Annotated in this window: 23 protein-coding genes; 11 read left to right on the top strand and 12 right to left on the bottom strand. The window is 67.4% G+C overall.

From position 1 onward, the window contains the following. Positions 1 to 273 precede the first annotated feature (273 nt). Positions 274 to 1404, bottom strand: a complete 1131-nt coding sequence (tgt, locus tag GV832_RS16045) for a tRNA guanosine(34) transglycosylase Tgt (protein ID WP_168775891.1) — start codon at positions 1402 to 1404, stop codon at positions 274 to 276. A gap of 60 nt (positions 1405 to 1464) precedes the next feature. Between tgt and GV832_RS16050 the strand changes: the two genes are divergently transcribed. The 4 genes from GV832_RS16050 to GV832_RS16065 all read left to right on the top strand — a co-directional run bounded on the left by GV832_RS16050 (position 1465) and on the right by GV832_RS16065 (position 5364). Continuing rightward, positions 1465 to 2100 carry a TetR/AcrR family transcriptional regulator gene (locus tag GV832_RS16050; protein WP_168775892.1) on the top strand — a complete coding sequence of 212 codons (636 nt, stop codon included), beginning with the start codon at positions 1465 to 1467 and terminating at the stop codon, positions 2098 to 2100. Between the two features lie 10 nt (positions 2101 to 2110). After that, positions 2111 to 2782, top strand: a complete 672-nt coding sequence (locus GV832_RS16055; RefSeq protein ID WP_168775893.1) for a molecular chaperone DjiA — start codon at positions 2111 to 2113, stop codon at positions 2780 to 2782. Then, complete coding sequence (locus GV832_RS16060; RefSeq protein WP_168775894.1) at positions 2779 to 3822, top strand: endonuclease/exonuclease/phosphatase family protein; 1044 nt, start codon at positions 2779 to 2781, stop codon at positions 3820 to 3822. The genes GV832_RS16055 and GV832_RS16060 overlap by 4 nt, the downstream gene beginning before the upstream one ends. Positions 3823 to 4218: 396 nt before the next feature. Then, positions 4219 to 5364 (top strand): benzoate/H(+) symporter BenE family transporter, encoded by a 1146-nt coding sequence (locus GV832_RS16065; protein WP_168775895.1) that lies wholly within the window; start codon positions 4219 to 4221, stop codon positions 5362 to 5364. On the opposite strand, the gene GV832_RS16070 is transcribed toward GV832_RS16065, so the two are convergent. The 5 genes from GV832_RS16070 to GV832_RS16090 all read right to left on the bottom strand — a co-directional run bounded on the left by GV832_RS16070 (position 5345) and on the right by GV832_RS16090 (position 12243). Continuing rightward, entirely contained in the window at positions 5345 to 6898 is a 1554-nt protein-coding gene (locus GV832_RS16070; protein WP_168775896.1) for a N,N-dimethylformamidase beta subunit family domain-containing protein, read from the bottom strand. The two genes, GV832_RS16065 and GV832_RS16070, sit on opposite strands and share 20 nt — an antisense overlap. Further along, positions 6892 to 8631 carry a S9 family peptidase gene (locus tag GV832_RS16075; RefSeq protein ID WP_168775897.1) on the bottom strand — a complete coding sequence of 580 codons (1740 nt, stop codon included), beginning with the start codon at positions 8629 to 8631 and terminating at the stop codon, positions 6892 to 6894. The genes GV832_RS16070 and GV832_RS16075 overlap by 7 nt, the downstream gene beginning before the upstream one ends. Before the next feature lie 43 nt (positions 8632 to 8674). Continuing rightward, positions 8675 to 10054, bottom strand: coding sequence for a serine/threonine protein kinase (locus GV832_RS16080; protein ID WP_168775898.1), 1380 nt, complete (start codon positions 10052 to 10054; stop codon positions 8675 to 8677). 1 nt (position 10055) lies between these two features. Next, complete coding sequence (locus tag GV832_RS16085) at positions 10056 to 10787, bottom strand: metallophosphoesterase family protein (RefSeq protein WP_168775899.1); 732 nt, start codon at positions 10785 to 10787, stop codon at positions 10056 to 10058. Positions 10788 to 10890: 103 nt separating this feature from the next. Then, the gene (locus GV832_RS16090) at positions 10891 to 12243 is read right to left on the bottom strand and encodes a bifunctional enoyl-CoA hydratase/phosphate acetyltransferase (RefSeq protein ID WP_168775900.1); all 1353 of its coding nucleotides are present in this window, start codon (positions 12241 to 12243) and stop codon (positions 10891 to 10893) included. Positions 12244 to 12340: 97 nt separating this feature from the next. Here GV832_RS16090 and GV832_RS16095 point away from each other — a divergent pair, with 97 nt between their 5' ends. The 4 genes from GV832_RS16095 (at position 12341) to recR (ending at position 16047) form a co-directional block, all read left to right on the top strand. Beyond that, complete coding sequence (locus tag GV832_RS16095; protein WP_435531769.1) at positions 12341 to 14074, top strand: DNA polymerase III subunit gamma/tau; 1734 nt, start codon at positions 12341 to 12343, stop codon at positions 14072 to 14074. 378 nt (positions 14075 to 14452) lie between these two features. Continuing rightward, entirely contained in the window at positions 14453 to 14815 is a 363-nt protein-coding gene (locus GV832_RS16100; protein ID WP_168775901.1) for a hypothetical protein, read from the top strand. Between the two features lie 57 nt (positions 14816 to 14872). After that, positions 14873 to 15226: a YbaB/EbfC family nucleoid-associated protein gene (locus GV832_RS16105; RefSeq protein ID WP_168775902.1), complete on the top strand. Its 354-nt coding sequence runs from the start codon at positions 14873 to 14875 to the stop codon at positions 15224 to 15226. A 224-nt stretch (positions 15227 to 15450) separates the two neighbouring features. Next, on the top strand, positions 15451 to 16047 hold the full coding sequence (gene recR, locus GV832_RS16110; RefSeq protein ID WP_168775903.1) for a recombination mediator RecR: 597 nt from the start codon (positions 15451 to 15453) through the stop codon (positions 16045 to 16047). Here the strand turns inward: recR and GV832_RS16115 are convergent. The 3 genes from GV832_RS16115 to GV832_RS16125 all read right to left on the bottom strand — a co-directional run bounded on the left by GV832_RS16115 (position 16044) and on the right by GV832_RS16125 (position 20527). Next, positions 16044 to 17681: a M10 family metallopeptidase C-terminal domain-containing protein gene (locus tag GV832_RS16115; protein WP_168775904.1), complete on the bottom strand. Its 1638-nt coding sequence runs from the start codon at positions 17679 to 17681 to the stop codon at positions 16044 to 16046. The genes recR and GV832_RS16115 overlap by 4 nt on opposite strands. A gap of 123 nt (positions 17682 to 17804) precedes the next feature. Beyond that, positions 17805 to 19448 carry a M10 family metallopeptidase C-terminal domain-containing protein gene (locus GV832_RS22435; RefSeq protein WP_168775905.1) on the bottom strand — a complete coding sequence of 548 codons (1644 nt, stop codon included), beginning with the start codon at positions 19446 to 19448 and terminating at the stop codon, positions 17805 to 17807. A gap of 338 nt (positions 19449 to 19786) precedes the next feature. Next, positions 19787 to 20527, bottom strand: a complete 741-nt coding sequence (locus GV832_RS16125) for a DUF1013 domain-containing protein (protein ID WP_168775906.1) — start codon at positions 20525 to 20527, stop codon at positions 19787 to 19789. 125 nt (positions 20528 to 20652) lie between these two features. On the opposite strand from GV832_RS16125, the gene GV832_RS16130 reads away from it, so the two are divergent. Next, positions 20653 to 21300, top strand: coding sequence for a ribonuclease T2 family protein (locus GV832_RS16130; protein ID WP_168775907.1), 648 nt, complete (start codon positions 20653 to 20655; stop codon positions 21298 to 21300). A gap of 124 nt (positions 21301 to 21424) precedes the next feature. After that, entirely contained in the window at positions 21425 to 21856 is a 432-nt protein-coding gene (gene mscL, locus GV832_RS16135; protein WP_168775908.1) for a large conductance mechanosensitive channel protein MscL, read from the top strand. Between the two features lie 76 nt (positions 21857 to 21932). Here the strand turns inward: mscL and GV832_RS16140 are convergent, their stop codons facing one another. Further along, positions 21933 to 22319 (bottom strand): hypothetical protein, encoded by a 387-nt coding sequence (locus GV832_RS16140; protein WP_168775909.1) that lies wholly within the window; start codon positions 22317 to 22319, stop codon positions 21933 to 21935. Between the two features lie 45 nt (positions 22320 to 22364). Then, positions 22365 to 23477 (bottom strand): alanine dehydrogenase, encoded by a 1113-nt coding sequence (ald, locus tag GV832_RS16145; protein ID WP_168775910.1) that lies wholly within the window; start codon positions 23475 to 23477, stop codon positions 22365 to 22367. A gap of 144 nt (positions 23478 to 23621) precedes the next feature. Here ald and GV832_RS16150 point away from each other — a divergent pair, with 144 nt between their 5' ends. Next, complete coding sequence (locus tag GV832_RS16150) at positions 23622 to 24086, top strand: Lrp/AsnC family transcriptional regulator (RefSeq protein ID WP_168775911.1); 465 nt, start codon at positions 23622 to 23624, stop codon at positions 24084 to 24086. A 19-nt stretch (positions 24087 to 24105) separates the two neighbouring features. On the opposite strand, the gene GV832_RS16155 is transcribed toward GV832_RS16150, so the two are convergent. Beyond that, on the bottom strand, positions 24106 to 25587 hold the full coding sequence (locus GV832_RS16155; RefSeq protein WP_168775912.1) for a leucine-rich repeat domain-containing protein: 1482 nt from the start codon (positions 25585 to 25587) through the stop codon (positions 24106 to 24108).

Consider the following 25587-nt stretch of genomic DNA (forward strand, 5'->3'; position numbering starts at 1 on the left):
GTCCCGACTGCGGCAACCCACTTCACCTTCCCCGTTCGTCCAATCTGGGGCATCGGCCCGGGGGTTTCAATGCCCCAAGCCCATCACGTTTCGCCCAGCATGAACCTGACCCGCGTCGGGCGCAAGGCGACCAAAGCGTCAGGGTAAAGGCGGGATGAGGGGAAAGCCGCCAATGCAACCGATCCGCCCCTGGTGGCACCGCCCCGCCAAACCCAAGGAGGCGAAGGCGAAGGCCGCAGCCGACAGGAAGGCTTGGGCCGAAGGCCCTCCGCTTTACAAGGGTTCGATATCGCCCATCGCGCGGGTCGCATGGAACTCCGCGACGAAAGCGCTCAGCCTGCCCTCCGCGATGGCATCACGCAGACCCTGCATCAGCTCTTGGTAGTAATGCAGGTTGTGCCAGGTCATCAGCATCGAGGCGATGATCTCGTCGGCCTTGAAGACATGGTGCAGATAGGCGCGGGAGTAGTTGCGGCAGGCCGGGCAGGTGCAGGCCTCGTCCACCGGCCTCGGGTCGTTCTGGTGCCTTGCGTTCTTGATCGTCACCGGGCCGCGCCTTGTCCAGACCTGTCCCGTCCGCCCCGAGCGCGAGGGCAGAACGCAGTCCATCATGTCGATCCCGCGTTCGACCGCGCCCACGATGTCATCGGGCTTGCCCACGCCCATCAGATAGCGCGGCTTGTCCTCCGGCAGGAAGCCCGGCGCGTAATCCAGGACGCCGAACATCGCCTCCTGCCCCTCGCCCACCGCCAGACCGCCCACAGCATAGCCGTCAAAGCCGATGGCCTTCAGCGCCGTGGCGCTTTCCTCGCGCAGATCCTTGGTCACGCCGCCCTGCATGATCCCGAAAAGCGCGTGCCCCGGACGGTCGCCAAAAGCATCCTTCGACCTCTGCGCCCAGCGCATCGACATCCGCATCGAGGCCGCCACCGTCGCATCATCGGCCGGAAGTGCCGGGCACTCGTCGAAACACATGACGATGTCAGAGCCCAAGAGCTTCTGGATCTCCATCGACCGCTCCGGCGAGAGCATGTGCTTGGACCCGTCGATATGGCTGGAGAACCGCACGCCCTCTTCGGTCAGCTTGCGCAAACTGGCCAGAGACATGACCTGGAACCCGCCCGAATCGGTCAGGATCGGCCGCTCCCAGTTCATGAACTTGTGCAGCCCCCCCAGGGCCGCGATCCGTTCCGCCGTGGGGCGCAGCATCAGGTGATAGGTGTTGCCCAGAAGGATATCGGCCCCGGTCGCCCGCACCGATTCCGGCATCATGGCCTTGACCGTCGCCGCCGTGCCCACGGGCATGAAGGCCGGCGTCCGGATCTCGCCCCGGGGGGTAGAGATCACCCCGGTCCGCGCCGCACCATCCTTCGCCGTCACCTGATAAGAAAACCGTTCGCCCATTGCGCCTCCTTGACCTTGCCCTTCTGGCCTGAGCCAATGGAAAAGCCAAGAGGAAGCCATATGCCGCCCAAATCCACCCCCCCGCCGGACGCGGCTTCCGACAGCCGAAAGCCCGCCAAAGCCCGCCCCGACCGCCGTGCCGAGATCGCCGAGGCCGCCCTGACCTGCCTGCAACGCGACGGCTATGCCAGCCTGACCGCCCGCAAGATCGCCGCCGAGGCGGGGCTCTCCCTCGGCCATATCACCTATCACTTCGCCTCGATGGACGAGGTCCTGGCCCAGGCCTACCGCTTGGCCTCGGCCCGGCTTCATGCCATCGGAGCCGCCGAGATGGCGGGCAAGGCCAGCCCGATGCAGCGGCTGGAGGCCTTCCTGCACGCGGGCTTCACGCCGCAGATGCTGGAGCCCTCCCATCTGCGGATGCGCATCGACCTCTGGTCGGCGGCGCTGTCGCATCCCGCCATCGCCGCGACCGAGGCCGAGCTTTACGCCCGCTACCGGGCCGAGCTGGAGACGCTCCTTCATGCCACCGGCGCGCAGGGGGTGACAGAACTGGCCGACCTGATCATGGCGGCACTGGACGGGCTCTGGCTGGACCATATCCGGCGCGGCGACGAGGCCGCCTGCCGCAACGGGCTCGCGCTTTGCCTGAGGCTCGTCGAAAGCGCCCTTCCCCTGGCGCCGCCCAAGCCTTAGTCTGCCGCCCATGTCGATCTGGTCGCGCATCGTCGAAGCCCTCTCCTCCCTGGTCTCGGGCCAGGGCCTGACCGAGGTTTTCGACCGCTTCCGCACCCGCCCCGAAAGGTCGGTCGCCTTCACCATCGCGGTCATCGCTCTGGGTGCCAAGATGGCCAAGGCCGATGGCCAGGTGACGCGCGACGAGGTCTCGGCCTTTCGCCGGGTCTTCCTGATCCCCAAGGGCGAGGAAGAGGCGGCGGCCCGGGTCTTCAACCTGGCGCGGCAGGATGTGGCGGGCTTCGACGCCTATGCCCGCAAGATCGCCGCCATGTTCCCCGGCGAGCGCGAGGTGCTGATCGACCTGATGGAGGGGCTCTTCCACATCTCGATGGCCGATGGCGCCTTCCACCAGGGCGAGGAGGAATTCCTGGCCGAGGTCGCCACGATCTTTGGCCTCGATGGGCGCTGCTTTGCGGGTCTTCGGGCGCGGCATGTGCCGGGCGATCCCTATGCGGTGCTGGGCGTCGATCCCGGCGCGCCGCTGGAAGAGGTCCGCCGCGCCTGGGCAAGGGCGGTGCGCGACAGCCATCCCGACGGCATGATCGCCCGCGGTGTCCCGCCCGAGGCGGTCAAGCTGGCCGAAGACCGTTTGCGCGCCATCAACGCCGCCTGGGAAGACATCCAGAAGCGGGCGGCATGAAGCGGCAGAGCCTCCGACTGGCCACCTGGAATGTCGCCTGGATGAATGCGCTTTTCGACGACCAGGGCGGGCTTCTGGACGACGATGAGCCCTCCTCGCGCTATGGCGTCTCGCGGGCGGGGCAGCTTGCCGCCATCGGCATCGTGCTGACGGCGCTGGATGCCGATGGGATCATGCTGATCGAGGCGCCCGACCAATCCGCCCGCCGCTCCTGCGTCCGGGCGCTGGAGACCCTGGCCCGGCGCATCGGGTTGCGGGCGCGGCGGGCGGTCGTGGGCTTCGCCTCGGACACCGAGCAAGAGATCGCCTTCCTCTACGACCCCGATGTGATCGAGGCCCGTCATGATCCGCAGGGGGAGCCCGCCACGAGTCATGGGGCGCCGCTGCACCTGGCGCCGCGCTTCGACACGGGTCTGCGCCACGATGCGGATGGGGATGGCAACGAGGAGCTGATCCGGTTTTCCAAGCCTCCGCTGGAGCTTGCCGTGACCACGGCTCATCGCAAGCTGCGGCTGATCGGGGTCCATGCCAAGTCCAAGGCGCCGCATGGGGCCGACAGCGCCGAGGAGGCGCGGCGCATCTCGATCGCCAATCGCAGGAAGCAGCTGGCCGAATGCACCTGGGTCCGGGCCAGGGTCGAGGGTCATCTCGCGGCGGGTGACAGCCTGATGGTGATGGGCGATTTCAACGATGGTCCGGGCTTGGACAAGTATGAACAGCTCTTCGGCGTCTCGGGGGTCGAGCTGGTCATGGGGCTGCGCCTGCCCCGCCCGCAGCGGCTGTTTGATCCGCATGCGTTTTTGGCGATCAACCAGAGGGGCGGGCTGACCCCCACCACGGCGCGGTTCTGGAACCCGGTCCACAAGTGCTATTTCGAGGCGCTTCTGGATTACATCATGGTCAGCCATGACCTCTTCACCAAGGGCGCACGCTGGCGGATCTGGCATCCGTTCAACGATCCGGGCGTGGCGGGGGTGGCCGAGCTCTCGGCGGCGGTGCTGGCGGGGTCGGACCACTTCCCGGTGACGGTGGATATGTAGGCAGCGGCGAGAGGGGTTGCGCCGCAGGACCAGACGCGCTTTGCGCGCCCGGTCCTTGCGTCGCCGGGGGGCTCTGCCGACTGCGGGGGCGCCGCCTCAAGCCCATCCGCGCTCCGCCGACTGCAAGGGCAGGGTGGCGGTCTGGGGTCCTGCGTTGCCCTTCGTCGGGAGGGCCGGCAGGGCGAAGAGCCGGGCCTTTCAGTCGGCAGGGCGACCTGTCCGGTCCTGCGGTGCGGTGCAGTCGGCGGGGCCCAACTTGGCAGTCGGCGGGGCGAGGCATCAGGCAGATCGCGACCTTGCAGTCGGCAGGGCCCAACCCCACAGTCGGCAGAGCCCCCCCGGTTGACTTGCCCCCCCGCTTTCGTCCAGCTAGGCGCCAGCAACAGAGGGGCTTCGATGCGGCTTTCCATGATCTCGGCGGCGCTGGTCGCGGCCCTCGTGGGCTTTGGCTCCACCATCGCCCTCGTCCTCGCCGCAGCCGCCGCCGTCGGCGCCTCCCCCGCCCAGACCGCCTCCTGGGTCACAACGATCTGCCTGGTCAAGGCGCTTGGCTCGGCCTTTCTCTCCACCCGCGCCCGCGTGCCCGTGGTCCTCGCCTGGTCCACCCCCGGCGCCGCGCTCATCGCGGCCACCCAGGGCCTGACCATGGCCGAAGCCGTGGGCGCCTTCCTCCTTGCCGGCGCCCTCATCGCGGCCTCTGGAGCCATCAAACCGCTCGGAGCCCTCATCTCCCGCATCCCCGATGCCCTGGCCTCGGCCATGCTGGCGGGGGTGCTTTTGCCCTTTTGCCTCAAGGGCTTCGCCGCCGCCCCGCCGCTTGGCCTCGCCGCCGCCGCCATGATCGCCACCTTCGCCCTGGTGCGGCTGAAGAACCCGGCCCTCGCCGTCCTGGCGGCGCTGGCCATGGGCCTCATTGCCGCCTTCTGGGGCGCGCCGCCGAGCCTTTCCTTCTCCCTGCCCGAACTGACCTTCATCCCGCCCGCCTTCTCGACCCAGGCGCTCATCGGCCTTGGCCTGCCGCTTTACCTCGTGACCATGGCCAGCCAGAACCTGCCCGGCTTCGCCACCCAGCGCGCGGCGGGCTATGAGCCCCAGGTCGCCCCCGCCCTGATCACCACGGGGGGCCTCTCGGCCCTCGGCGCCCTCTTCGGCGCCCATACGATCTCGATGGCGGCGATCACGGCGGCGATCTGCATGGGAGACGATGTCCACCCCGACCGCAGCCAGCGCTGGAAGGTCGGGCTCCTCTATGCTCTGGCCTGGGTGCTTCTGGGCCTCCTCTCGCCCGAGGCCATCGCCCTTCTGCGCCAGCTCCCGGCCGAGATCCTGACGCTGCTGGTGGGCCTGGCACTTCTGGGTCCCCTGACCGGAGCCCTGACGGGGGCCTTCGCCGCCGCCCCGCCGCAGCGCTTTGCCGCGACGATCACGCTGACCGTGACGGCCTCGGGGCTTTCGCTTCTGGGCGTCGGGGCGGCCTTCTGGGGCCTGCTTGCGGGGCTCGCGGTCCTCGCCCTGGACCGGCTTAGCCCCAAGCGCCCGTAAGGACGCGGCGGGTCACCCTTTCGACCGGCGCCTCGCGGGCGATGAGGCCCGCCACCCACTCGCAGGACCCGGCGTTGTAGACCGCTCCCCTGCCCCGGCGATATTCGGCGATGCAGCCATTGCCCCGGCTCGCCCGGCCCAGGGTCTCGGGCGTGACCGCTCCGTAAACCACCTGCGCCACCTCCTCGGCATCGAGCCGCCCGATGAACTTGTCCTCGTCATGCGGGCCGGTCGAATGGGCCAAGGTCGTGGCCGGAGACCAGGCGATGATCGTGAGCTCCCCCACGAGCCCCGGATCGGCGGGAAAGGGCAGGCCCTGGGTCATCGTCATCTCGACCCCATCGACCTCATAGGCAAAGATTTTCGAGGCCGCCCCCAGAACATCGCCATAACCGAGGCCTGAATCCTTCAGGCTCCAATGCTCGGGCCTGTAGATCGCAAAGCCCCCCGACCCATGGGCGGCGCAGCGGCTCCAGCCGGCATAGACCCCCATCGACCCCGTCAGCCCCATCGAGGCCACCGCAGGCCGCCCCACGCCGGGGTGATCCCAGTAAGAGGTCAGCCGAGACGGGTCCTCGGTCGGGTCCGACCGGGGCGCGTCGTATTTGTAGCAGGTCTGGACCGCCAGATCCTCGGACAGCCTGGTCTGCCAGAAGAAGTTCCCCGCGAAGCGTGCAAGCTCTCCGCCGTCATCGACCCAGGCGTCGAGATGGTCGCGCATCTCCCAGGTCCAGTATTCGTCATGCCCGACGATCACCGCGCGTTTGCCCGGCGTCACCCCCCGGTGGAGGTCGTGCTGGGTGATATAGCTCAGCGAAATCCCCTGCCCTTCGCACCAGAGCGCAAAGGGCCGTTCAAAGGCCGCCCAGCCGGATGAGGCGTATTTCTTCGACACGCCCTTGGCCCTTGCATAATCCATATGCGGATAGCGCGGCCGGGTCAGCAGGGGCGAGGCATGGGGGATGCGCGGCGCATCCTCGGGCCATTGGACAAAGCCCTTGGCCCAGGGCCGGTGGATCGAGACCTCGGGCGCGAATTCCACCCCATGCGGGCCGGTGATGCCCTGGTAATGGTTCGACCCGCCCCAGTCGTTATAGGCGCACCAGGTTCCCGTGCTCAGGATCATGGTCAGGTCGGAAACGCCCCGGAGGACGAACATATGCTCGGACTGGTGGCCCGGCACGGTCAGGCGGATGACATAGACGCCGGAGCGCCAGTCGGGCAGGGTCAGCCGAAAGACCTCGGGCCAGTCGCAGCCTGTCACGGAACATTGGCGCGGGGTCTCGGCGAAGGTGACCGCGATGTCCTGATCGACCACCACCTCGGGGATCAGCCCGTCGCGCAGGATGGTCAGCCGCGCGGGGCCACGGCCCATGGCGTGCAGGACAAGGGTCTCGCCGGGGGCATAGGAGAGGCGGTCGGTGTAACCCCAGACCTGGCTCGCCTCGGGGTCGGCGCTGGCGACCTCGTAATAGGTCCCGGTGACCGCGTCGCCATCATCCTGCGGGCCGGGGATGAAGAAGCCTTTCAGCACAGGGATTTCTCCAGGAAGGCCTGGGCGCGCAGGAAGAAGGTCTCCAGGTTGGCGGGGCGGGTGATGCCATGGCCCTCGTCCTTGAAGAACAGCTCTTCCGGCTTGTGGCCAGCCGCCCTCAGGTCGCGCAGCGCGGCATGGGCGTTTTCGGGCGAGACATTGGTGTCGCAAAGCCCCTGGACCACCAGGACCTGGCCCTTGACCTGATCCACGAAGGAGGCCGGAGAACCGTTCAGATAGCGCTCCGGCACCTCTTCGGGCGTGCCGCCCATCATCTCGATGGAATAGTCGCGGAGGTGATCCTGGCCGGTGGCCTGGTAGTCCAAAGCCAGCTCCCACATGCCGCAGACCGGGATGGCGGCGCCCACGAGGTCGGCCATCCGGGTGATGGCGTAAAAGCTGGAGAAGCCGCCGTAAGAGACCCCCGCCACCGCGACCTTTGGCGGGATGCCAAGCGCCAGGGCCGCCTCGATCCCGGCGCGGATGTCGGCTTGCTCTTCGGCGCCCCAACCCTGGAGTTTGATCGCCTCGCGCCAGTCGCGCCCAAAGCCGGTGGAGCCCCGGTAATTCGGGTCCAGCACGGCCCAGCCCATCTCGGTCAGGAAGCCGATCCAGGGGTGGCACCAGTCCTCGGAATGCCAGGTCGGGCCGCCATGGACCTTGACGACCAGGCCCCTTGGCGCCTCGGGCAGGTAAAGCCAGCCCTGGACCTCGGCACCATCCGGGGCTTTCCAGCGGAAGTCACGGGGGGTCGGGGTTCCGGGGCCCTTGAATACGTCCAGGCGGCGCGGCTTTTCGGGCTGCGCAGCCCAGACCTCATGCGGGGCATCGGCATCATATGCCTCTCCCAGCCAGCCATCCGGCAAGGCCGCCCAGGGGAGGAAGGACCGGCGGGAGGAGGGGTTGGCGATGGGCTCCCAGGCGCCGCGCCACTCATGGGCGCGGACCTGGCCGTGGTCATGGGAAACGACGGCCCAGCGCCCATGCCCCGCGATGACCTCATGCGGGCAGAAGTCTGGCTCTCCGCCCAGCCACTCGAGGCCGCCCTCCAGCGACAGGACCCCGACCCGGTCGCGGCCCTGGTGGTCGCTGACCACCGCGATTTGGTCATCGTCGATCCAGGTGCCACGGGTGTTCTCACGCTCCCCAAGACACAGCACCTCACGCAGCGCGCCATCCCAAAGCCAGACCTGCCCCGAGCCCGCCGCCCTGGTCGAGACGTTCAGCAACAGCCGCTTGCCATCGGGCGAGACCTCGGGCCCCGCCCCGAGCCTCGGCAGGCGGCCAAGCTCGCGCCGCGCCCCGGTCTCGAGGTCCTGCCACCAGAGGATCGCGCCGGAAACCCCATGCCCCGTGGCGTAATCATGGTCGGCGAGGAAGACGACCCCGCCGTCGAAAAACGCCCCGCCATACAGGAAATGGCTCTCCTGCTTGGGCGTCAGAAGCCGCAGCTTGTTGCCCAGACGGCGGTCCAGGAGCAGAAGGTGGTCATGCTCCGACCCATTGCGGCTTTGGCCAAGGATCAGCTGCATCCCGTCACCCGAGACATCGCGGATCTCGTGGTGATCGACACCGAAGGTCAGCTGCTCGGGATGGCCCCCCGCCACGGGCGCGCAGAAGACATCCGCGCCGTGATCGCCCTTGCCGGTCCAGAACCCCCAGACCCCGTCGCCCGAGGCCCTGACCTGGTAAACCTCGGGCAGCCTTGCCCATTTCCGCGCGACTGTCTTCATCGTGATCCTCCGCAGGGCCAGCCTGACCAAAGGAGGCGCAAAGTCAACCGGGTGCCCGGATCACCGTGACCGAGGCAGAGGCCTCCGCGACCACCTTGGCCGAGACCGAACCCAGATAGCGCCGCGTGGTCGAATGGCCCCGCGCGCCCATCAGGATGTGATCGGCCCCCACTTGGCCCGCATGGTCCAGGATGGCCTGTGCGGCGTCGGAGTTCTCCAGGATCTGGAAGGTCAGCTGCGCCTCGGGCAGCTCCAGCCCCGCCGCCCAGTGCTTCAAGGCCACCAGACGGCTGACATGGACATTCTGCCCCTGGGCATCGGTGCCCGTGTCGATGCCCAAAAGCGCGGTGCGAATGACGTTGACCAAGGCCACGCGGGATTCCGGCTGATGGGTCAGCATGCGGCGGACCCAAGTCAAAAGCAGGTCATGCAAAGCCTCCCCCTCGGGCGAGAGATCGACGGCGACGAGAAGGATCGGCACATCGGCCTTGGCCCAGGTCGCCCCCAGCCGCGTCAGGCCGCGCATCTTGCGGCGGCGGCGCCAGATCGTCAGCCAACCATCGGGGCGCAGCTTGCGGCCCCTGGCGGTCAAGACGACCTGGCCCGGGTGGGCCAGGTCAAAGCGCAGTTGGGCGGCGGTCTGGTAGCGCTTTTCGGGATCGACCTCCAAGGCCCGCAGGATGATTTCCTGCAACCACTCCGGCAGATCGGGGCGCAGAAAACGCGGCGGAACGGGGTCGAGCCAGAGCCGCTTTTTCAGCTGCTTCATCTTCGAGGGCATGCCGAAGGGCGCCTTGCCCGTCGCCATCTCGTACAAAAGCGCGCCGAGGGCGAAGATATCCGACCTTGGGTCGCCGCGCGTCTGAAGGACCTGTTCGGGGGCGATATAGGGATAGGTGCCCATCGGAATCCGGAACTCTTCTTCCAGAAGGTCGGGCAGGTCGCGGTGGCGGGAAAGGCCGAAGTCGATCAGCACGACCTCTCCGGTCTCGCGCATCAGAAGGTTGGCGGGCTTGATGTCCAGATGCGCCACGCCCTGGGCATGGAGGGCTGCCAGGGCATCGGCCACGCGGGCCGCGGTCTCGATCAGGTCGGAGAGCGCCCAGGGCCCCTTGTCGAAGCGGGCTTGCAGGCTTTGGCCGGGGATCGCCTCTTGCACGATATAGGGCATCGTGTCGAAACCGCCCTCCGCCACGATGCGCGGCACATGGGGGCCGGAAAGGCGGGGCATGATCATCTGCTCGGTCTCGAAGCCCACGATGGTCGGGCCATCATCGCCGTCGAGGATCTTGGGCACCTTCATGATCAGCGCCGAGCGGTACAGCGGATGGGTCACCGCCCAGATCGTCGCAAAGCCGCCCTCGTGGAGCTGATCGCCCAAGGTGAAGCCATCGACCGTCAGGCCCTTTTCGGGTTTCAGCATGTCAGTCTCCGCTCAGAAGCCGCAGGGCAAGCGCCTCGGGCAGGCCCGCCGCCCGGACCTTCAGCGCGGTGGCACCGCAGTCATAGGGGGTGCGGCGGAAGGTGATCTCGTCGCGGGTCGTGTCCACAAGCGCCCAGGCGGCCTGCGGGCAGCGGTCGCGGGGCTGGCCCACCGCGCCCACGACGGCCAGCCAACGGCGGGTGCGCAACAGCGGCATGGCCTGGCCGATCTTCACCGTCATCCCCGCGACCATGCCGCGCATGTCCAGCGAGTAGAGCTGGGGCACATGGACATGGCCGCAGAGCGTCAGCCGGGCGCGGGAGGCGCGCAGGCAGCCGGTGGCGGTGGGCTCAGAGGTCACATAGATCCAGTCCGCAGGGGCCTCGGCGCTGGCATGGACCAGGGCCAGACCCTCGATCTCGGCGGTCAGGGGCAGGGCATCCAGCCAATCCGCCTGGTCAGGGGCAAGCTGCGCGCGGGTCCAGTCGATGGCCAGCCGCGCATTGGTCGACATATCGGCGCCCGAGCCCTTGATGGCGGCGTCATGGTTGCCCTTGATCGTCACGCAATTCAGCTCCCGGATGCGGTCAAGGCACCAGCCCGGGTCAGGCCCATAGCCCACGATGTCGCCGAGGACCGCAATGGCATCGCAGCCCCGCGCCGTCACATCGGCGAGAACCGCCGCGAGCGCCTCGCGGTTGCCATGGATATCGGTCAGAACTGCCAGCCGCACCCGTTCCTCCTTCAGGCCGCCTTTGGCTCTTGTAGCGCGCTTTTAGCCGCCTGCCCATGCGACGGAGTGGCCTTGTTCCATGCCGTGGCGGATTGAGCGGCGGTCAGCCCTGCGCCTGCAAGACCGCAAGTGCGCAAGAGGTCAGGCGGGCCTTCAACCCATCGGACCGGCTGGTCAGGATCACGGGGACACGGGCGCCCAGGACGAGGCCCGCGGCCTCGGCATGGGCGAGGTGGGTCAGGAGTTTCACCAGGATATTCCCCGCCTCGATCCCCGGCACGATCAGCACATCGGCCCGCCCCGCCACCGGCCCCTTGACGCCCTTGGCCTGGGCGGCCCTGGGGTTGACGGCCAGGTCCATGGCGAGCGGGCCCTGAACCAGCCCCCCGGTGATCCGCGTGCCCGCCATCGCGGCCAGCGCCGCCGCATCTGTCGAGGACGGCATCTCGGCCATGGGCTCTTCGACCGCCGAGAGGATGGCCACGCGGGGGGTCTCGATCCCCAGGCGGCGGGCGAGGTCGATGGCGTTCTGGGTGATCTGGACCTTGGTCTCGAGGTCCGGGGCGATGTTGATGGCGGCATCCGAGACCAAAAGCGGATGGGAAACGCCCGGCACATCCATGACGAAGACATGGGTAAAGCGGCGGCCGATGCGCAGCCCGGTCTGACGGTCCAGCATGGGGCGCAAGAGCGTGTCGGTGTGCAGGTGGCCCTTCATCACCGCCCGCGCCCGGCCCTGGTGGACCAGGTCCACGGCCAGGGCGGCGGCCTCGGTGTCGGTTGCGGCCTCGATCACCTCCGCCCCGCCCAAGGGCAGGCCAAGACGCGCGGCCAGGGCGGGAAGGTCATGGCCGATGAACAGGGGCAGGATCAGCCCCTCCGCCATCGCCGCAAGCGCGCCCGACAGTGAGGCCGCGTCACTCGGCCAGACCACGGCGGTGGGCAGGGGCGCCAGGCCCTTGGCCCGGGCGAGGATCGCGTCGAACTGGCGGTGGCTTTGCACCACCAGCCCGGGCAACTCGCTGTCGTCGAAAGAGATGGCGCGGGTCGGCGCCAGAACCTCGGCCTCGCCCTCCGCGATAACCTTGTCGCGGCAAGAGACCAGGGTGGAGAGCGTCACCACCCCCTCCCGCAGCCCGGTGACCGTGACCCGGGCGACCAGCTCATCCCCCACCTGCGCCACGCCGCGAAACTCCAGCCTCTGGCTGCGGTAAACCGTCCCCGGCCCCGGCAGGTGATTGCCCAGGGTCGCCGCCACCATGGCCGCGACGAACATCGCCGGAGCCCGGCTCTCGCGCGTCCCGTCGCCGTCCAGGTCCTGATCCGGCAGGTTCATCGGGTTGTGATTGCCCGTGGCCGCCGCAAAGACATAAAGGTCATCGAAGGTCACCAGGCGGCGTGTCTCGGCCTGGTCTCCGACCTTCAGGCTCTCATAGGGGCGGTTGTCGAGTGTCATGGCGCCACCTTGCCCGTGGATCATGACAGTTCAACCCCCATCGCAGGTTTACCTTGCCGCCCCATGGCCCTACCTTGGGGCAAAGAATCCGAGGCTCATGATGACCGACCCCGCCTATCGCGTCCTTGCCCGCAAATACCGGCCCGAGACCTTTGCCGACCTGGTCGGCCAGGAAGCCATGGTGCGGACCTTGAAGAACGCCTTCGCGGCGGGGCGCATCGCCCATGCCTTTGTCATGACCGGCATCCGGGGGACGGGGAAAACCACGACCGCGCGGATCATCGCCAAGGGGCTGAATTGCGTCGGTGCCGATGGGAAAGGGGGCCCCACGACCGAGCCCTGCCTCGTCTGCGAGCCCTGCCGGGCGATCTCCGAGGGCCGCCATGTCGATGTGATGGAGATGGACGCGGCTTCCCGCACCGGGGTGGGCGATATCCGCGAGATCATCGATTCGGTGCGCTACCGCGCGGCCTCGGCCCGCTATAAAGTCTATATCATCGACGAAGTGCATATGCTCTCGACGGCGGCCTTCAACGCGCTTCTGAAGACGCTGGAAGAGCCGCCCGAACATGTGAAGTTCATCTTCGCCACCACGGAAATCCGCAAGGTCCCGGTGACGGTCCTGTCCCGCTGCCAGCGCTTCGACCTGAAACGAATCGAGCCCGAGGTGATGATGGGCCTCCTCCGCAAGATCGCCGCCGGGGAAAACGCGACGATCACCGATGGCGCGCTGGGTCTGATCACCCGCGCGGCGGAGGGCTCGGCGCGGGATGCGACCTCGCTTCTGGACCAGGCGATCTCCAACGGCGCCGGAGAGGTCCAGGCCGATGCCGTCCGCGCCATGCTGGGCCTGGCGGACAGGGGCCGGGTCATGGACCTCTTCGAGATGATCATGAAGGGCCAGGCGTCCCAGGCCCTGACCGAGCTTGCGGGCCAATATGCCGATGGCGCCGATCCGCTGGCGATCCTGCGGGACCTGGCCGAGATCACCCATTGGGTCTCGGTCACCAAGATCACCCCCGAAGCCTCCGAGGACCCGACCCTCTCGCCCGACGAACGCAACCGCGGGGCGGAGATGGCCAAAGCCCTGCCGCTCCGCAGCCTGTCGCGCATGTGGCAGCTTCTGCTGAAGGCGCTGGAGGAAGTGGCCCAAGCCCCCAACGCCATGATGGCCGCCGAGATAGCGGTGATCCGCCTGACCCATGTGGCCGACCTGCCCGACCCGGAGACCCTGATCCGCCACCTGCGCAACGTGCAGCCCGGCGCGGCTCCGGCAGGCGGGGCGCCTTCAGGCCCGGGACTCGGGCGGCCCCTGCACGCGCCGATGACACGGGCGCCCGCGCGCGGCCCGATGATGTCGGGCGCCCAGGCGCTGGCGCTGCAAACCGATGCCGAGGTGCTCTACCAGAGCTTCGATCAGGTCGTGGCGCTGATCCGCGAAAAGCGCGACATGAAGCTTTTGGTCGAGGTCGAAAGCCACCTCCGCCTCGCCCGCTATGCCCCCGGGCGGATCGAGTTCGAACCCACCCGCGAGGCCGCCCCAGACCTCGCCGCCCGGCTCTCGGCAAGGCTGCAAGGCTGGACGGGCAGCCGCTGGGGGGTCTCGGTGGTCTCGACCGGCGGGGCGCCGACGATTGCCGAGGCGCGGGATGCGGTCCTGAACGCCGCCCGGGCAAAGGCGCTGGAGACGCCGATGCTGCAGGCGATCATGACGGCCTTCCCCGGGGCGAAGATCACCGAGATACGCGCCCCCGAAGAGCTGGCAGCCCAGGCCCAGGCGGACTCCCTGCCCGAGGTCGAGGATGAATGGGACCCTTTCGAAGAGGGCTGATCCCCGGGGTTTCTGGGGCAACTCAAGACCTCCCGCGACGCAGTAGGCGCGCCCGGGCCCAGACCCGGGGTATACCCCGGGCTACGCAGAACCACGGTTGCGCCATCGCCCCGCCGTCCCGGGCTTGACCCGGGACCTCGACACGAAAAGCGCCCCCACCGGCAGCACCTCCCCTTCGCCACCCCGGGGTTCCCCCCGGGCTACGCAGAACCACGGGCGCACCCTCTCCCCGCCGTCCCTGGCCTGACCCGGGACCTCGACACGAAAAGCGCCCCCGTCGCCATGACCTCCCCCGGGGGTTGTCCCCGGGCGACAGTGCCGCCCACACCCCTCCGCCCCGGGCTTGACCCGGGGCCCCGCCCCCCGCAAACCTTCCCCATGCGCCGCCTCCCCCTCCTTCTTCTGCTCCTCCCTTCCCCCCTGCGGGCCGAGGTTTGCGACAAGGAGGCCCCCGATTGGGACGGCGTGCCTGTGACCGCCCTCTCCCCGGTGCTGGACTTCTGGACCTCCCTTCCAGGCTTGGCGCTGGCAGCCGTCTTCCTCATGGCCCTCCTCGTCCATCGCCGCGCCATGACCCTCCTCGCCCTTGCGGCGGGCCTGCTGCCGTTGGTTTGGTTCTACGGCCTTGACGACGGGGCGAACATCCGCACCGCCGCCATCCGCGAGGGCTGCGCTGGTCCCCCATGGCTCCTCACCCTCTCCCTCCTCGCCCCCGCACTCCTCCTGTTCCGCCGCTCTTGACCCTTCCCGGCCCCGAACCCATCTGCTATCCAAACCGGAACGAAAGGGAGACGGCGGATGTTCAAGGGTCTGGGCGGGTTGGGCGGCATTGGCGACATGGCCAAGATGATGCAGGCGGCCAAGGACATGCAGTCCAAGATGGCCGAGCTGCAGGAAGAGCTCGCCCGCACCGTCGTCATCGGCGAAGCCGGCGCCGGCCTCGTCAAGGCCCGCGCCACGGCCAAGGGAGAGGTCACGGGCCTCGACATCGACCCCTCCATCCTGGTGCCTTCTGAAAAAGAGGTCATCGAGGACCTGATCCTCGCCGCCATTCGCGACGCCCAATCCCGCGCCGTGGCCCGCTCCCAGCAGGAAATGCAGCGCCTGATGGCCGAAATGGGCCTGCCGCCCGACATGAAACTGCCCTTCTGAGATGGCGCCGCGCCCCTTGGGAGACACCTGTTCCCCCGGGCCGCTGCGGCCTGCCAGATCGCATCTTCCCAGCCGCCTCCAGACGGCCGCCCCAGCGCGCCAAGGGTCGAACCTCCCGCCCCTGACCGCAAGCGCCTCTTTCCCTTTCATACTGGCACAAATATCCTCGGGGGGTCCGGGGGGCAGAAGGCCCCCCGGCGCTTTCCGCCAAACCGAACCCCGCCATGAATGACACCCGCGACATCGAGGCGCTGATCGACCTCATGGCCCGCCTGCCCGGCCTTGGGCCCCGGTCCGCCCGCAGGGCCGTCCTGGCGCTCCTCAAGCGGCGCGAGGCCTTGATGGCGCCCCTCGCCCAGACCATGGCCAATGTCGTCCTGAACGCCCGCGACTGCCGGACCTGCGGCAATATCGGCACCCAGGACCTCTGCCCGATCTGCGCCGACCCCGCCCGGGCCACGGGCGAGATCTGCGTCGTCGAAACCGTGGCCGACCTTTGGGCGATGGAGCGCTCGCGCGCCTTCAAGGGGCGCTACCATGTCCTCGGCGGCACGCTCTCGGCGCTCGACTCCATCGGGCCCGAGCAACTGCGCATCCCCGCCCTCGTCGACCGCATCAAGGCCGATGGCATCACCGAGGTCATCCTCGCGCTGAATATCACGGTCGAGGGCCAGACCACCGCCCATTACATCGCCGAGGCGCTGGAGCCGCTCGCGCTGCGGCTCACCTCGCTCGCCCAGGGCGTGCCCATGGGCGGAGAGCTCGATTACCTCGACGATGGCACGATCGGCGCGGCACTCCGGGCCCGGCGCGGGGTTTAGGCGATCAGGAGCTGCCCGGCCAGGCCCGTGGTCGAGGCCAGGGTCATCAGGTGCAGCTCGTCGGCGCCGAAGTCCAGCACGACATGGCCGTTCACCAGCCCGGCATATTGCGACACGACCTCGGCGGCGGTCTTGGCTGCTCCGCCCCAGAGGGTCGCACTGACCCGCACGACATCGGCCACCAGGCTGAAGTCCTCGACCCGGTCCACCCCGCCGCCCAGGGCAAAGTCGAAGCGGTCGTTGCCAAAGCCTCCGATCAGCGTGTCATTGCCGGCCAGCCCTGCCAGGGTATCCGCCCCGCGTCCGCCGCGCAGCACATTGGCAAAGACATTGCCGGTGATCCTGTCCGCCCCGCTGCCGCCCGTCGCATTCTCGATGATGCAGTCCAGCGCGATCGAGACATTGTTGCGATAGCCCATCACATCCGAGAACTTGCCCTGGCCAAGGTCGATCCTTTGCGCCCCGGCATAGCCCGACAGGTTCAAGGTATCGCGGCCCGATCCGTCCCAGAGGCACAGGAGCGGCGTGTCGTTGCTGGAGAAATCATAGACTGACCCGGCCAGGTTCGTGTTGAACCCATAGACCGTGGCCCCGGCGTTGAAAGCGGTGTTCTTGCCATACATGACCTGCAAGGCCTTGATGTCGAACATCATCAGGGTCTGGGCATAGATATCGGGGGCCGCAGAGGTCGTGTCGACGGCGTCGAAATAGCTCATCACCGTGTATTGGGTGCTGTCCTGGATGAACTGCGCCGAATTGGCATAGGTGATCTCGACACCCACGGCGGCGTTGTAATCGCCCGGATGGTCCAGCCCCATGGCATGACCCAATTCGTGCAGCATGACCCACCAGGAATAGCCCCCCGGGGCCAGGTTGGCATCGCTGACCGAATCGAGGTTCAGCCAAAGGTCGCCCGCATCGGCCGAATTGCCCCGGGAGCCGGGGAAATAGGCAAAGGCCCCGGCGCCGTCGTCGGTCGAGGTATAGGCGCCGATCCGGATCGTCGCATTGTCCGAGAACCCGCCCGGGCTCACCTGGACGAAGCCCAGCCCCGCGACCTGGCCGAACGCCTCCAGCGCGGCCTGGGCGGCGTCCTGCTGCAGGGCGCTCAGCCGCGAGAAGGGCGCGGGGTCGCCATTGGCGTCCAGCGCCGGACCCGAGCTGCGGAAGCTCCAGGTCAGGGTCGTGGCAGTGCCCGCCGTGCCCGACCACGAAGCGCCCTCGCGGTAAAGCACGCCCGCGCCCAGCTCGGGCGTCAGGCTCAAGTGGTTGCCCAGGTTGGCGGCCAGCCCATAGCGGCTGCCCGTGTCCAAGGAGCGCAGGTCGAGGTAATAGCTCCCCGTCACCGTGGCCGTATAGGTCAGCGAGGGCATATAGCCGGGGCCGCTGTCGTCATCCTCGGCCAGGATCGTGCCATTGGCGCCGCGCAGCCGCAGGGCCAGGTCGGTCGCCGCAAGGCCCGGCCCGCCAAGCCCGACCGCGCCAAAGGTCACGACCTGTCCCGCCGTCAGGGTGATCTTGACCCAATCGGTCTCGGCCCCGGAGAAGCTGCCCAGGAAGACATCGCCCAGCCCCATCTGATAGGTCGTGGCCCGCGATCCGGCTGCATCGGTGGTCTCGAGGATCGTCGCCATGTCGTCTCCTGTTCCCTTGGCCTGGAGCCGGTCTGACGCGGAAGGACCCGCCAGACAGCCTCCGAACTTTAACCTGTCGCCTGTCTTTCGACAATTCCGGTGCCCGCGCTTGTCGGACAGTCTCTAGCCGTAATCGCTGCGCAAATGGCTTTCCAGACCCGAGACCGAAAAAAGTCCCATCAAATGCAGCTCTTGGGCCCCGAAATCCAGCACGACATGGCCGTTCCGCATCTGGGCGAAGCGCGCCACGATCTCGGAATGCGACAGCGCGACCCCGCCCCACAGCGCGGCGTCCAGGTCCAGCACGTCCAGTGCATTGTCGAAATCGGTGATCCAGTCGCTGCCCTCGCCCTTGTCGAAGACGAAGACATCGGCGCCCCGGCCTCCGGTCAAGAGATCGTTGCCAAGCCCGCCGTCCAGCGTGTCATCGCCCCCCCGCCCCACCAGCCGGTTGCCCAGCCCATTGCCGAGGATCAGGTCCGACCCCATGCCGCCCACGGCATTCTCGATCCAGACCCCCACCGCGATGGAGAGGTTGCCGCGATAGCCCGCCACGTCGGAAAAGCGCCCGGCCACAAGGTCGATCTTCTGGTTCTGGCCAAAACCCGAGAGGTCGATCGTGTCGATCCCCGAGCCATCCCAGATGCACAGGAGCGGCATCTTGTTGACCTTGAAGTCATAGGGCCCGCCGACGTTGCAATTGAAGCCATAGGTCGAATTCCCGGCATGGGCGGCGGCATTGGCTCCATACAGCTTCTGCAGCGCCAGGATGTCATACATCATCAAGGTGTCAGGCTTCTTGCGCGGCGCATTGGGCTCGGTCGCCCAGGCGTCGAAATAGCTCATGACCGTGTATTGCGTGCTGTCCTGGAAGAATTGCGCATGGGTGGCATAGGTGATGACCTGGCCCGGCCCCGCGTTGTAATCGCCCGGGTGATCCAGGCCCAGGGCATGGCCGAATTCGTGCAGGATGGCGAAATGGGCATAGCTGCCGCGCGGCAGCCAGGTCGTCGAGACGGAATCGTTGTTCAGCCAGACATCGCCGTCCACCGAGCCCGCATCCCGGCTGCCCGGCAGGTTGGCAAAGGCCCCGGCGCCATCGGTGGTGGAAGTATAGGCGCCGACCAGAAGCGTCGCCTGGGTCGTCGTGCCGCCCGGGGCCACCTGCTGGAACTTGACGCCCGCGACCTCGGAATAGGCGGCCAGCACCTTGAAGACCGCGCCCTGTTGCGCCGAGGTCAGCGCGGCAAAGGGCGCCGGGTCGCCATTGGCATCGAAAGCCGCCCCAGGCGCGCGAAAGCCCCAGGTCAGCGTCGTGCCCTGCCCCGCCGGACCCCAGGCCGCCCCCTCGCGCAGCAAGGCCCCCGCCCCGGCCTCGGGCCCCAGCGAGGCCATGGTCCCCGAGGTGACCGAAACCGCATAGCCGCCCGCCGCCCCGCTGCGATGCGAGGAGACATCGAGGAAAAAGGTCCCCCCGGTCTGCGGGACATAGGTGAAGATGGCCGAAAGCCCCGGCCCGCTGTCCTCGTCGCCGTAAAGCGCCCGGCCCGAGGCATCGCGCAGCACCAGCCGCCCGTCCACGACGCCAGAGCCCAGGGCTCCAAGCCCCATGGCGGCAAAGGCATAGGACTGCCCGGCCACCAGGGTGACCTTGATCCAGTCGCTTTGACCCGTGCCAAGGCTGCCCCGGAAGACATCTCCCGAGCCCATGGCATATGAGGTGGACGCCGCTTCTGGCGCGTCCATCTTTTCGATGAATACGGCCATGCGGTTGCTCCGGCAGGCGAAAGGGATCGGTCCGGCCAGATGCGCTGGCCAGATCGGGACAGGCCCCTTGAACCGGTTGAACCGGTCAGGCGAGCCTGTGCGACAGCCGCAAGCCCCCCAAGGGTGCCATGGGCCTATGAGGCGACGATGCGACCCCAGGGGGCAGCGCAAGGTCGGACTTGGTCTTCGGTCGTCAGGTCAGTCAGGAAAAAGGGGAGGACACACCCATGGCTCCCCGGGGATCAGAACACCACAGCGGGGCGATTCCGTCCATCCGCGAAAACGTTAATGCCCGGCGAAGTGCCGGGCATTCCTGTCGAATTCGCCTCAACTTGGGTTCAGAGGTCGTCGTCGTCCTCGTCGTCGTCATCGCCCTGCGGCAGGTTGAAGAAGCTCTCCGCGTCGGAATAGTCGGCGGGCTTCTTCGGCTCTTCCTGCGGCCGGGTGAAGGCTTCAAGGCCCGAGGGCATCCGGGGCTCTTCGCCCATCGAAAGCGACTGTTCGGTCGAGACCAGCTTGCGACGCTCGTCATCGGTCATGACCACGCCATCGGCAGCCTTGCGGCGGGCGGCGGCCTGAACGGCGGCGTCCAGCTCCGACTGGCGGCAGAAGCCCAGGGCGACCGGGTCAATCGGCGAGATATTCGCCATGTTCCAATAGGTCCGCTCACGGATCGCAAGGATCGTGGGCTTCGTGGTGCCCACCAGCTTGCCAATGGCGCCATCGGTCAGTTCCGGGTGGAACTTGACCAGCCAGAGGATCGCGGCCGGGCGGTCCTGACGCTTGGACAAGGGCGTATAGCGCGGCCCGCGACGCTTTTCCTCGCCCACGGCGGCGGGGTTGAACTTCAGCTTCATCCGGTAAAGCGGATCGGCCTCGCCCTTGGTGATCTCGACCTGGTCCAGCTGGTTGTTGCCCACCGGGTCAAAGCCCTTGACCCCCGTGGCCACATCGCCATCGGCGATCCCCTGCACTTCCAGCTCGTGCATCGAGCAGAAATCGGCGATCTGCCGGAAGGTCAGCGTCGTGTTCTCGACCAACCACACTGCGGTCGCCTTGGCCATGAGCGGTTTGGACATCGGATCACTCCTTTACAAATCTCTCCCGCGCCGGGAAAACGGCTGCGACCTAGGCCGCGACTTTCTCGTTTTCGGGGGGAAGTCGGTGGCCGTATACCTGATGCAAAGGCCAAGGGGAAGCGGAAATGCGCGTGATTTTGGGGCTGATCGCCTGGGTTTTCGCCACGGTTGCAGCCTGCCCCGCCTGGGCCGATGGCGAAAGGGCGGGGGATTTCGACTATTACGTCCTGTCGCTGTCCTGGTCCTCGTCCTGGTGCCTGGAGACGGGCGATGCCCGCGACGATCCGCAATGCGACGCGGGGCGGGGGCTGACCTTCGTGCTGCACGGGCTTTGGCCGCAATACGAAGAGGGCGGCTGGCCCTCTTACTGCCGCACCAACCAGCGCGACGCGACACGGGAGGAGACGGCGGCGATGACCGATATCATGCCCTCCGCGAGCCTCGCCTGGCATGAGTGGAAGTCCCATGGCCGCTGTTCGGGCCTGTCGCCGCGCGGCTATTTCGCCGCCGCCCGCAAGGCCTGGGAGAGCCTGAAGATCCCTTCGGTCTTCGGCCGCGTCACCGTGCCGCTGCAAGTCCCCCCCGCCGTGCTGGAAGAGGCTTTCTACGAGGCCAACCCGGCTTTGCCCGAGGGTTCCATCGCGCTCTCCTGCGGCGATGGGCGGATCGAGGAGGTGCGGCTGTGCCTGACGACCGACCTCAGGCCGCGTGCCTGCGCCCCGGATGTGGCGGCCTGCCGGATGAAAACTGTGACCCTGCCGCCGCTTCGTTAACCATTTCCTGCCGGAAAAGCGAAAATTCGCTTCGCTTTTGGGCGGACTGTGGCACAGAGGGCAACAATCCGGGAGCCAACCCGGTTTCAAAGGCCTAATAGCCGCAGGAAAAGGGAACAGTGACGTGATCAAGGAATTTCGCGACTTCATTGCCAAGGGCAATGTCATGGACCTCGCCGTCGGTATCATCATCGGCGCGGCCTTCACCGCCATCGTCAAATCGCTGGTCGATGACCTGATCAACCCGATCATCGGTCTGATCATCGGCGGCATCGACTTCACCAACATGTATGTCGTCCTCTCGGGCGAAGTGGCCCCGGGCACTCCGCTGGCCGCCGCGCGCGAGGCCCATGCGGCGCTCTTTGCCTATGGCTCCTTCATCACCGCCGTGATCAACTTCCTGATCATCGCCTTCGTGGTCTTCCTGCTGGTCAAGGCCGTGAACAAGCTGAAGGATGCCGCCGTCAAGAAAGAGGCCGCCGAGGCCGCAGCCGCCCCCGCCGGTCCGACCGAGCTGGAGGTCCTGCTGCAGATCCGCGACTCGCTGAAGAAGTAAACCGCGATACGTTCAAAGGCCCCCGGAGCGATCCGGGGGCCTTTTTCGTTTCGGGCGCGGCGGGATGAAACCCGCCCTAGGCGGCCCGGTCCAGCCGGAGGGCCCTTTGCGCGAGGCTGGAGAGCAGCAGAACCGCCGCAAGAATGACAAGGACGACCGCAGCAGCCATCGCGTTCTCGCGAACCCTAGCATAGGGCGCGATATAGGCAGAAGCCCAAAAGACCAGGGCCGCGCCGACCAGAAAGGCGGCACGGCCTCGCCGAAACTCAAGCAGAATGAGGGAGACGGCGGCTGCGAAGCCGACCAGCCGGAAATAGACCAAAAGGGCTATTCCAAAGCCGACCCCGCGACCGTTCCTCCCAAACATGCCCGTCATGACCTCGATCGCCCCCGCCGAAAGCACGAGAAAGGCGGCGAGCGAGACCACGAAGACGGTAAGTTTCAACAAGATGAGCTTCACCATCTGAGCATCCTTTGGACCAGGGCGGGGTTCTCCCCGCCGGTTGGGTCACAGGTCCAAGGCCTCCGCCGCCGAGATGGTCGGCAGGCCCAAGGCCACCCCCACCGCCGCATAGGTCAGCTTTCCGGCATGGGTGTTGAGACCCGCAAGCAGGTGCTTGTCCTCCGCGCATGCCTTTTTCCAACCTTTGTCGGCCAGGGCCAGCATGAAGGGCATCGTCGCATTGCCCAAAGCCAAGGTCGAGGTCCGCGCCACCGCGCCGGGCATGTTCGCCACGCAGTAATGCATGATCCCGTCCACCGCATAGATCGGGTCCTGGTGGGTCGTGGCCTTCGAGGTCTCGAAGCAGCCGCCCTGGTCGATGGCCACATCCACAAGGGCCGCGCCGGGCTTCAGAAGCTTCAGCTGATCGGCCTTGATCAGCTTCGGCGCAGCCGCCCCCGGGATCAGGACCGCGCCGATGATCAGATCGGCCTCGCGGGCGAGCTCCAGCGTGGTCGCCGCATCGGCATAGGCATTCTTGAAGTCGCGCCCGAAGACATCATCCAGATAGCGCAGCCGGTTGACCGAGCGGTCCAGCACCGTCACATCCGCTCCCATCCCCGCAGCGACCTTGGCCGCATGGGTCCCCACGACGCCGCCGCCGATGACCAGCACTTTGGCCGGCAAAACCCCCGGCACACCGCCCAACAGCACGCCACGGCCGCCATTGGCCTTCTGCAAGGTCCAGGCCCCCACCTGGGGCGAAAGCCGCCCCGCGACCTCCGACATCGGCGCCAGAAGCGGCAGGCCGCCCCGGTCATCCGTCACCGTCTCATAGGCGATGGCGGTGACGCCCGAGGCCAGGAGGTCAGCCGTCTGCTCCGGATCGGGCGCGAGATGCAGATAGGTGAACAGCACCTGCCCCTTGCGCAGACGCTTGCGCTCACCGGGCTGGGGCTCCTTGACCTTGACCACCATGTCGGCGGCGAAGACGTCATCGACGCTGCCCACCGTGGCGCCAGCCGCGATGTAATCCGCATCCGTGAAGCCCGCGCCCTCGCCAGCCTTGGTCTCTACCACCACGGCGTGACCGCGGTTCACGGCCTCACGCACGGCGGCGGGCGTCATGCCGACGCGGAATTCCTGCGGTTTGATCTCTTTCGGGCAACCGATCTTCATCTTGCTCTCTCCCTATGGGGGGCCAACCCCTGATGGACCCAGCTTGGCGCAGATTTTTGCGTCACGGTTTGAATTGTGGCTGGCATGTCAGACAGTTTTCGGGAAATCCTTGCGCCAAGGGCGCCCATGACGAAAGATCCTCCCATGACTGAAGAGCTTGACGCAATCGACCGCCGCATCCTGGGGGTGCTGCAAAAGGACGCGCGGGTGACCAATGCCGAACTGTCCGAGCGGGTGAACCTCTCGCCTTCCGCCTGCCACCGCAGGGTGCAGCGGCTGGAGGAGGAGGGCTTCATCGCCGCCTATGTCGCGCTTCTGGACGCCCGCAAGATGGGCAAGCCCACGACGGTCTATGTGGAGATCACCCTGCAAAGCCAGGCCGAGGACCTGCTCGATGCCTTCGAGCGCGAGGTCGCCAAGGTTCCGGACGTCTTGGAGTGTCACCTGATGGCGGGCTCGGCCGATTACCTGATCAAGATCATGGCCGAAGACACCGAAGACTTCGCCCGCATCCACCGCAGATACCTGGCCCGCCTGCCCGGCGTGCGGCAGATGCAGAGCAGCTTCTCGCTGCGGACCGTGGTGCAGACGACGGCGCTGAGCGTGTAGGGCGCGCTTCAGCGCACCGCTAAAATCCCGAAACAGGCAAGCTGTTCCAGCGCCCGACCGTGATCCCAAGCCCCTCCAGCGGGGCGAAGTTCCAGTAATCATGCTGCATCTCGCCGGGCGGGCGGCAGTCGATGCTGGCATGGGTCAGCGCAGGCATGAGGGCCAGGGGCGAAAGGTCGCGCACCCCGGTCCCGGCGATCTGCAAGCTTTGCAGGTTGGGCAGGCCCTCCAGCGGCGCCAGGTCGTCGAAGGGGTTGCCATAAAGGGTTGCCCATTCCAGCCGCTGCGCCCCCTTCATCCCCGAGAGGTCCTCGATCCGGTTGCCGTTCAGTTGCAGGCTCGTCAGCCCCGGCAGCGCCCCAAGCCCCACCGTATCCGCCAGTTGACCATCCCACAACCAAAGCCGCTCCAGCCGCGGCAGGTCGCGCAGCGGCGCAGTCGAGGGGAATGCCCCGCCCGAGATCGTGATCCATTCCAGGTCCGGATGTCCGCCGAGGCCCTCCAGACTGGTGACCGAAGCCTGATGCGCCCAAAACCGCTTCAGGTTGGGCACCCCCGCCAGTCCGCGCAGATCGCCGCCGATGGTCTCTGACAAATTGACCTCGGAGAGTGCGGTGGCCCCCTTCATTCCCGCAAGATCGGGCAGAGCCTGGTCTTCGATGGTCACCTTCAACAGCGCCCCGTGATCCTCCAGCCCATGCAGGCTGGTGACCCCGGTGCCGCGCAGGGTGATCTCCTGCAAGGCCCGGGCCCCGGCCAGCGGCGCAAGGTCCACGAAGCCCTTGCCCGTCAAGGTCAGCCTTTGCAACCGCGCGAGGCCTTCAAGCGGCGCAAGGTCGATGGGCTGATCCGCCTCCAGCACCAGGTCGGTCAGGTCGCGCAGCTCTGCCAGGGGCCCAAGGTCGGCGACCTGGCTGTGCGACAGGTTCAGGACGGCAAGGTCCCGGACCTCGGCAAGCGGCGAGAGGTCGCGGACAGGGGTGTCCGACAGGTTCAGGTCATGCAGGTCCATCCCCGCCAAGGGCGAGAGGTCCGTGACCAAAGTCCCCATAAGGTCGAGCCATTGCAGCCCTGCCCCCCGCAGCGGCCCAAGGTCGGCGACCCTTGTGCCCGACAGGTCCAGCTCTGAAAAATGCACTTCCCCGGCCAGGGGCGAGAGGTCTGCCAGGCGCGTCCCGGCCAGCGTCACCCGCTGCACCCATCGGATGTCTGCGATAGAGGGCGGCAGGGTTGCAAGGTTCTTCAGCCCGACGCCGGGTAACGGGCCCCATTTGCCGGGCCCCTGCGGAATGTGGTTTTCCGCCGCATCAAGACGCAAGGGCCCTGTAAACTGCCTTTTGGCGAGGTAATCCGCGATGAGGTCCTCGGCCAAGTGATAGGCACTGCCCGCAGGAAGCGGAATGGGATCGATCACCGGTTCGGGAAGGCTGCCATGTTCCCACTCCGGCCAATCACATGGCCCGACCGTCAGAACCCCCGCCACCATCAGGGAAAAGAGCAT

This window comes from Stagnihabitans tardus (genome assembly GCF_009925085.1).
GTDB lineage: Bacteria > Pseudomonadota > Alphaproteobacteria > Rhodobacterales > Rhodobacteraceae > Stagnihabitans > Stagnihabitans tardus.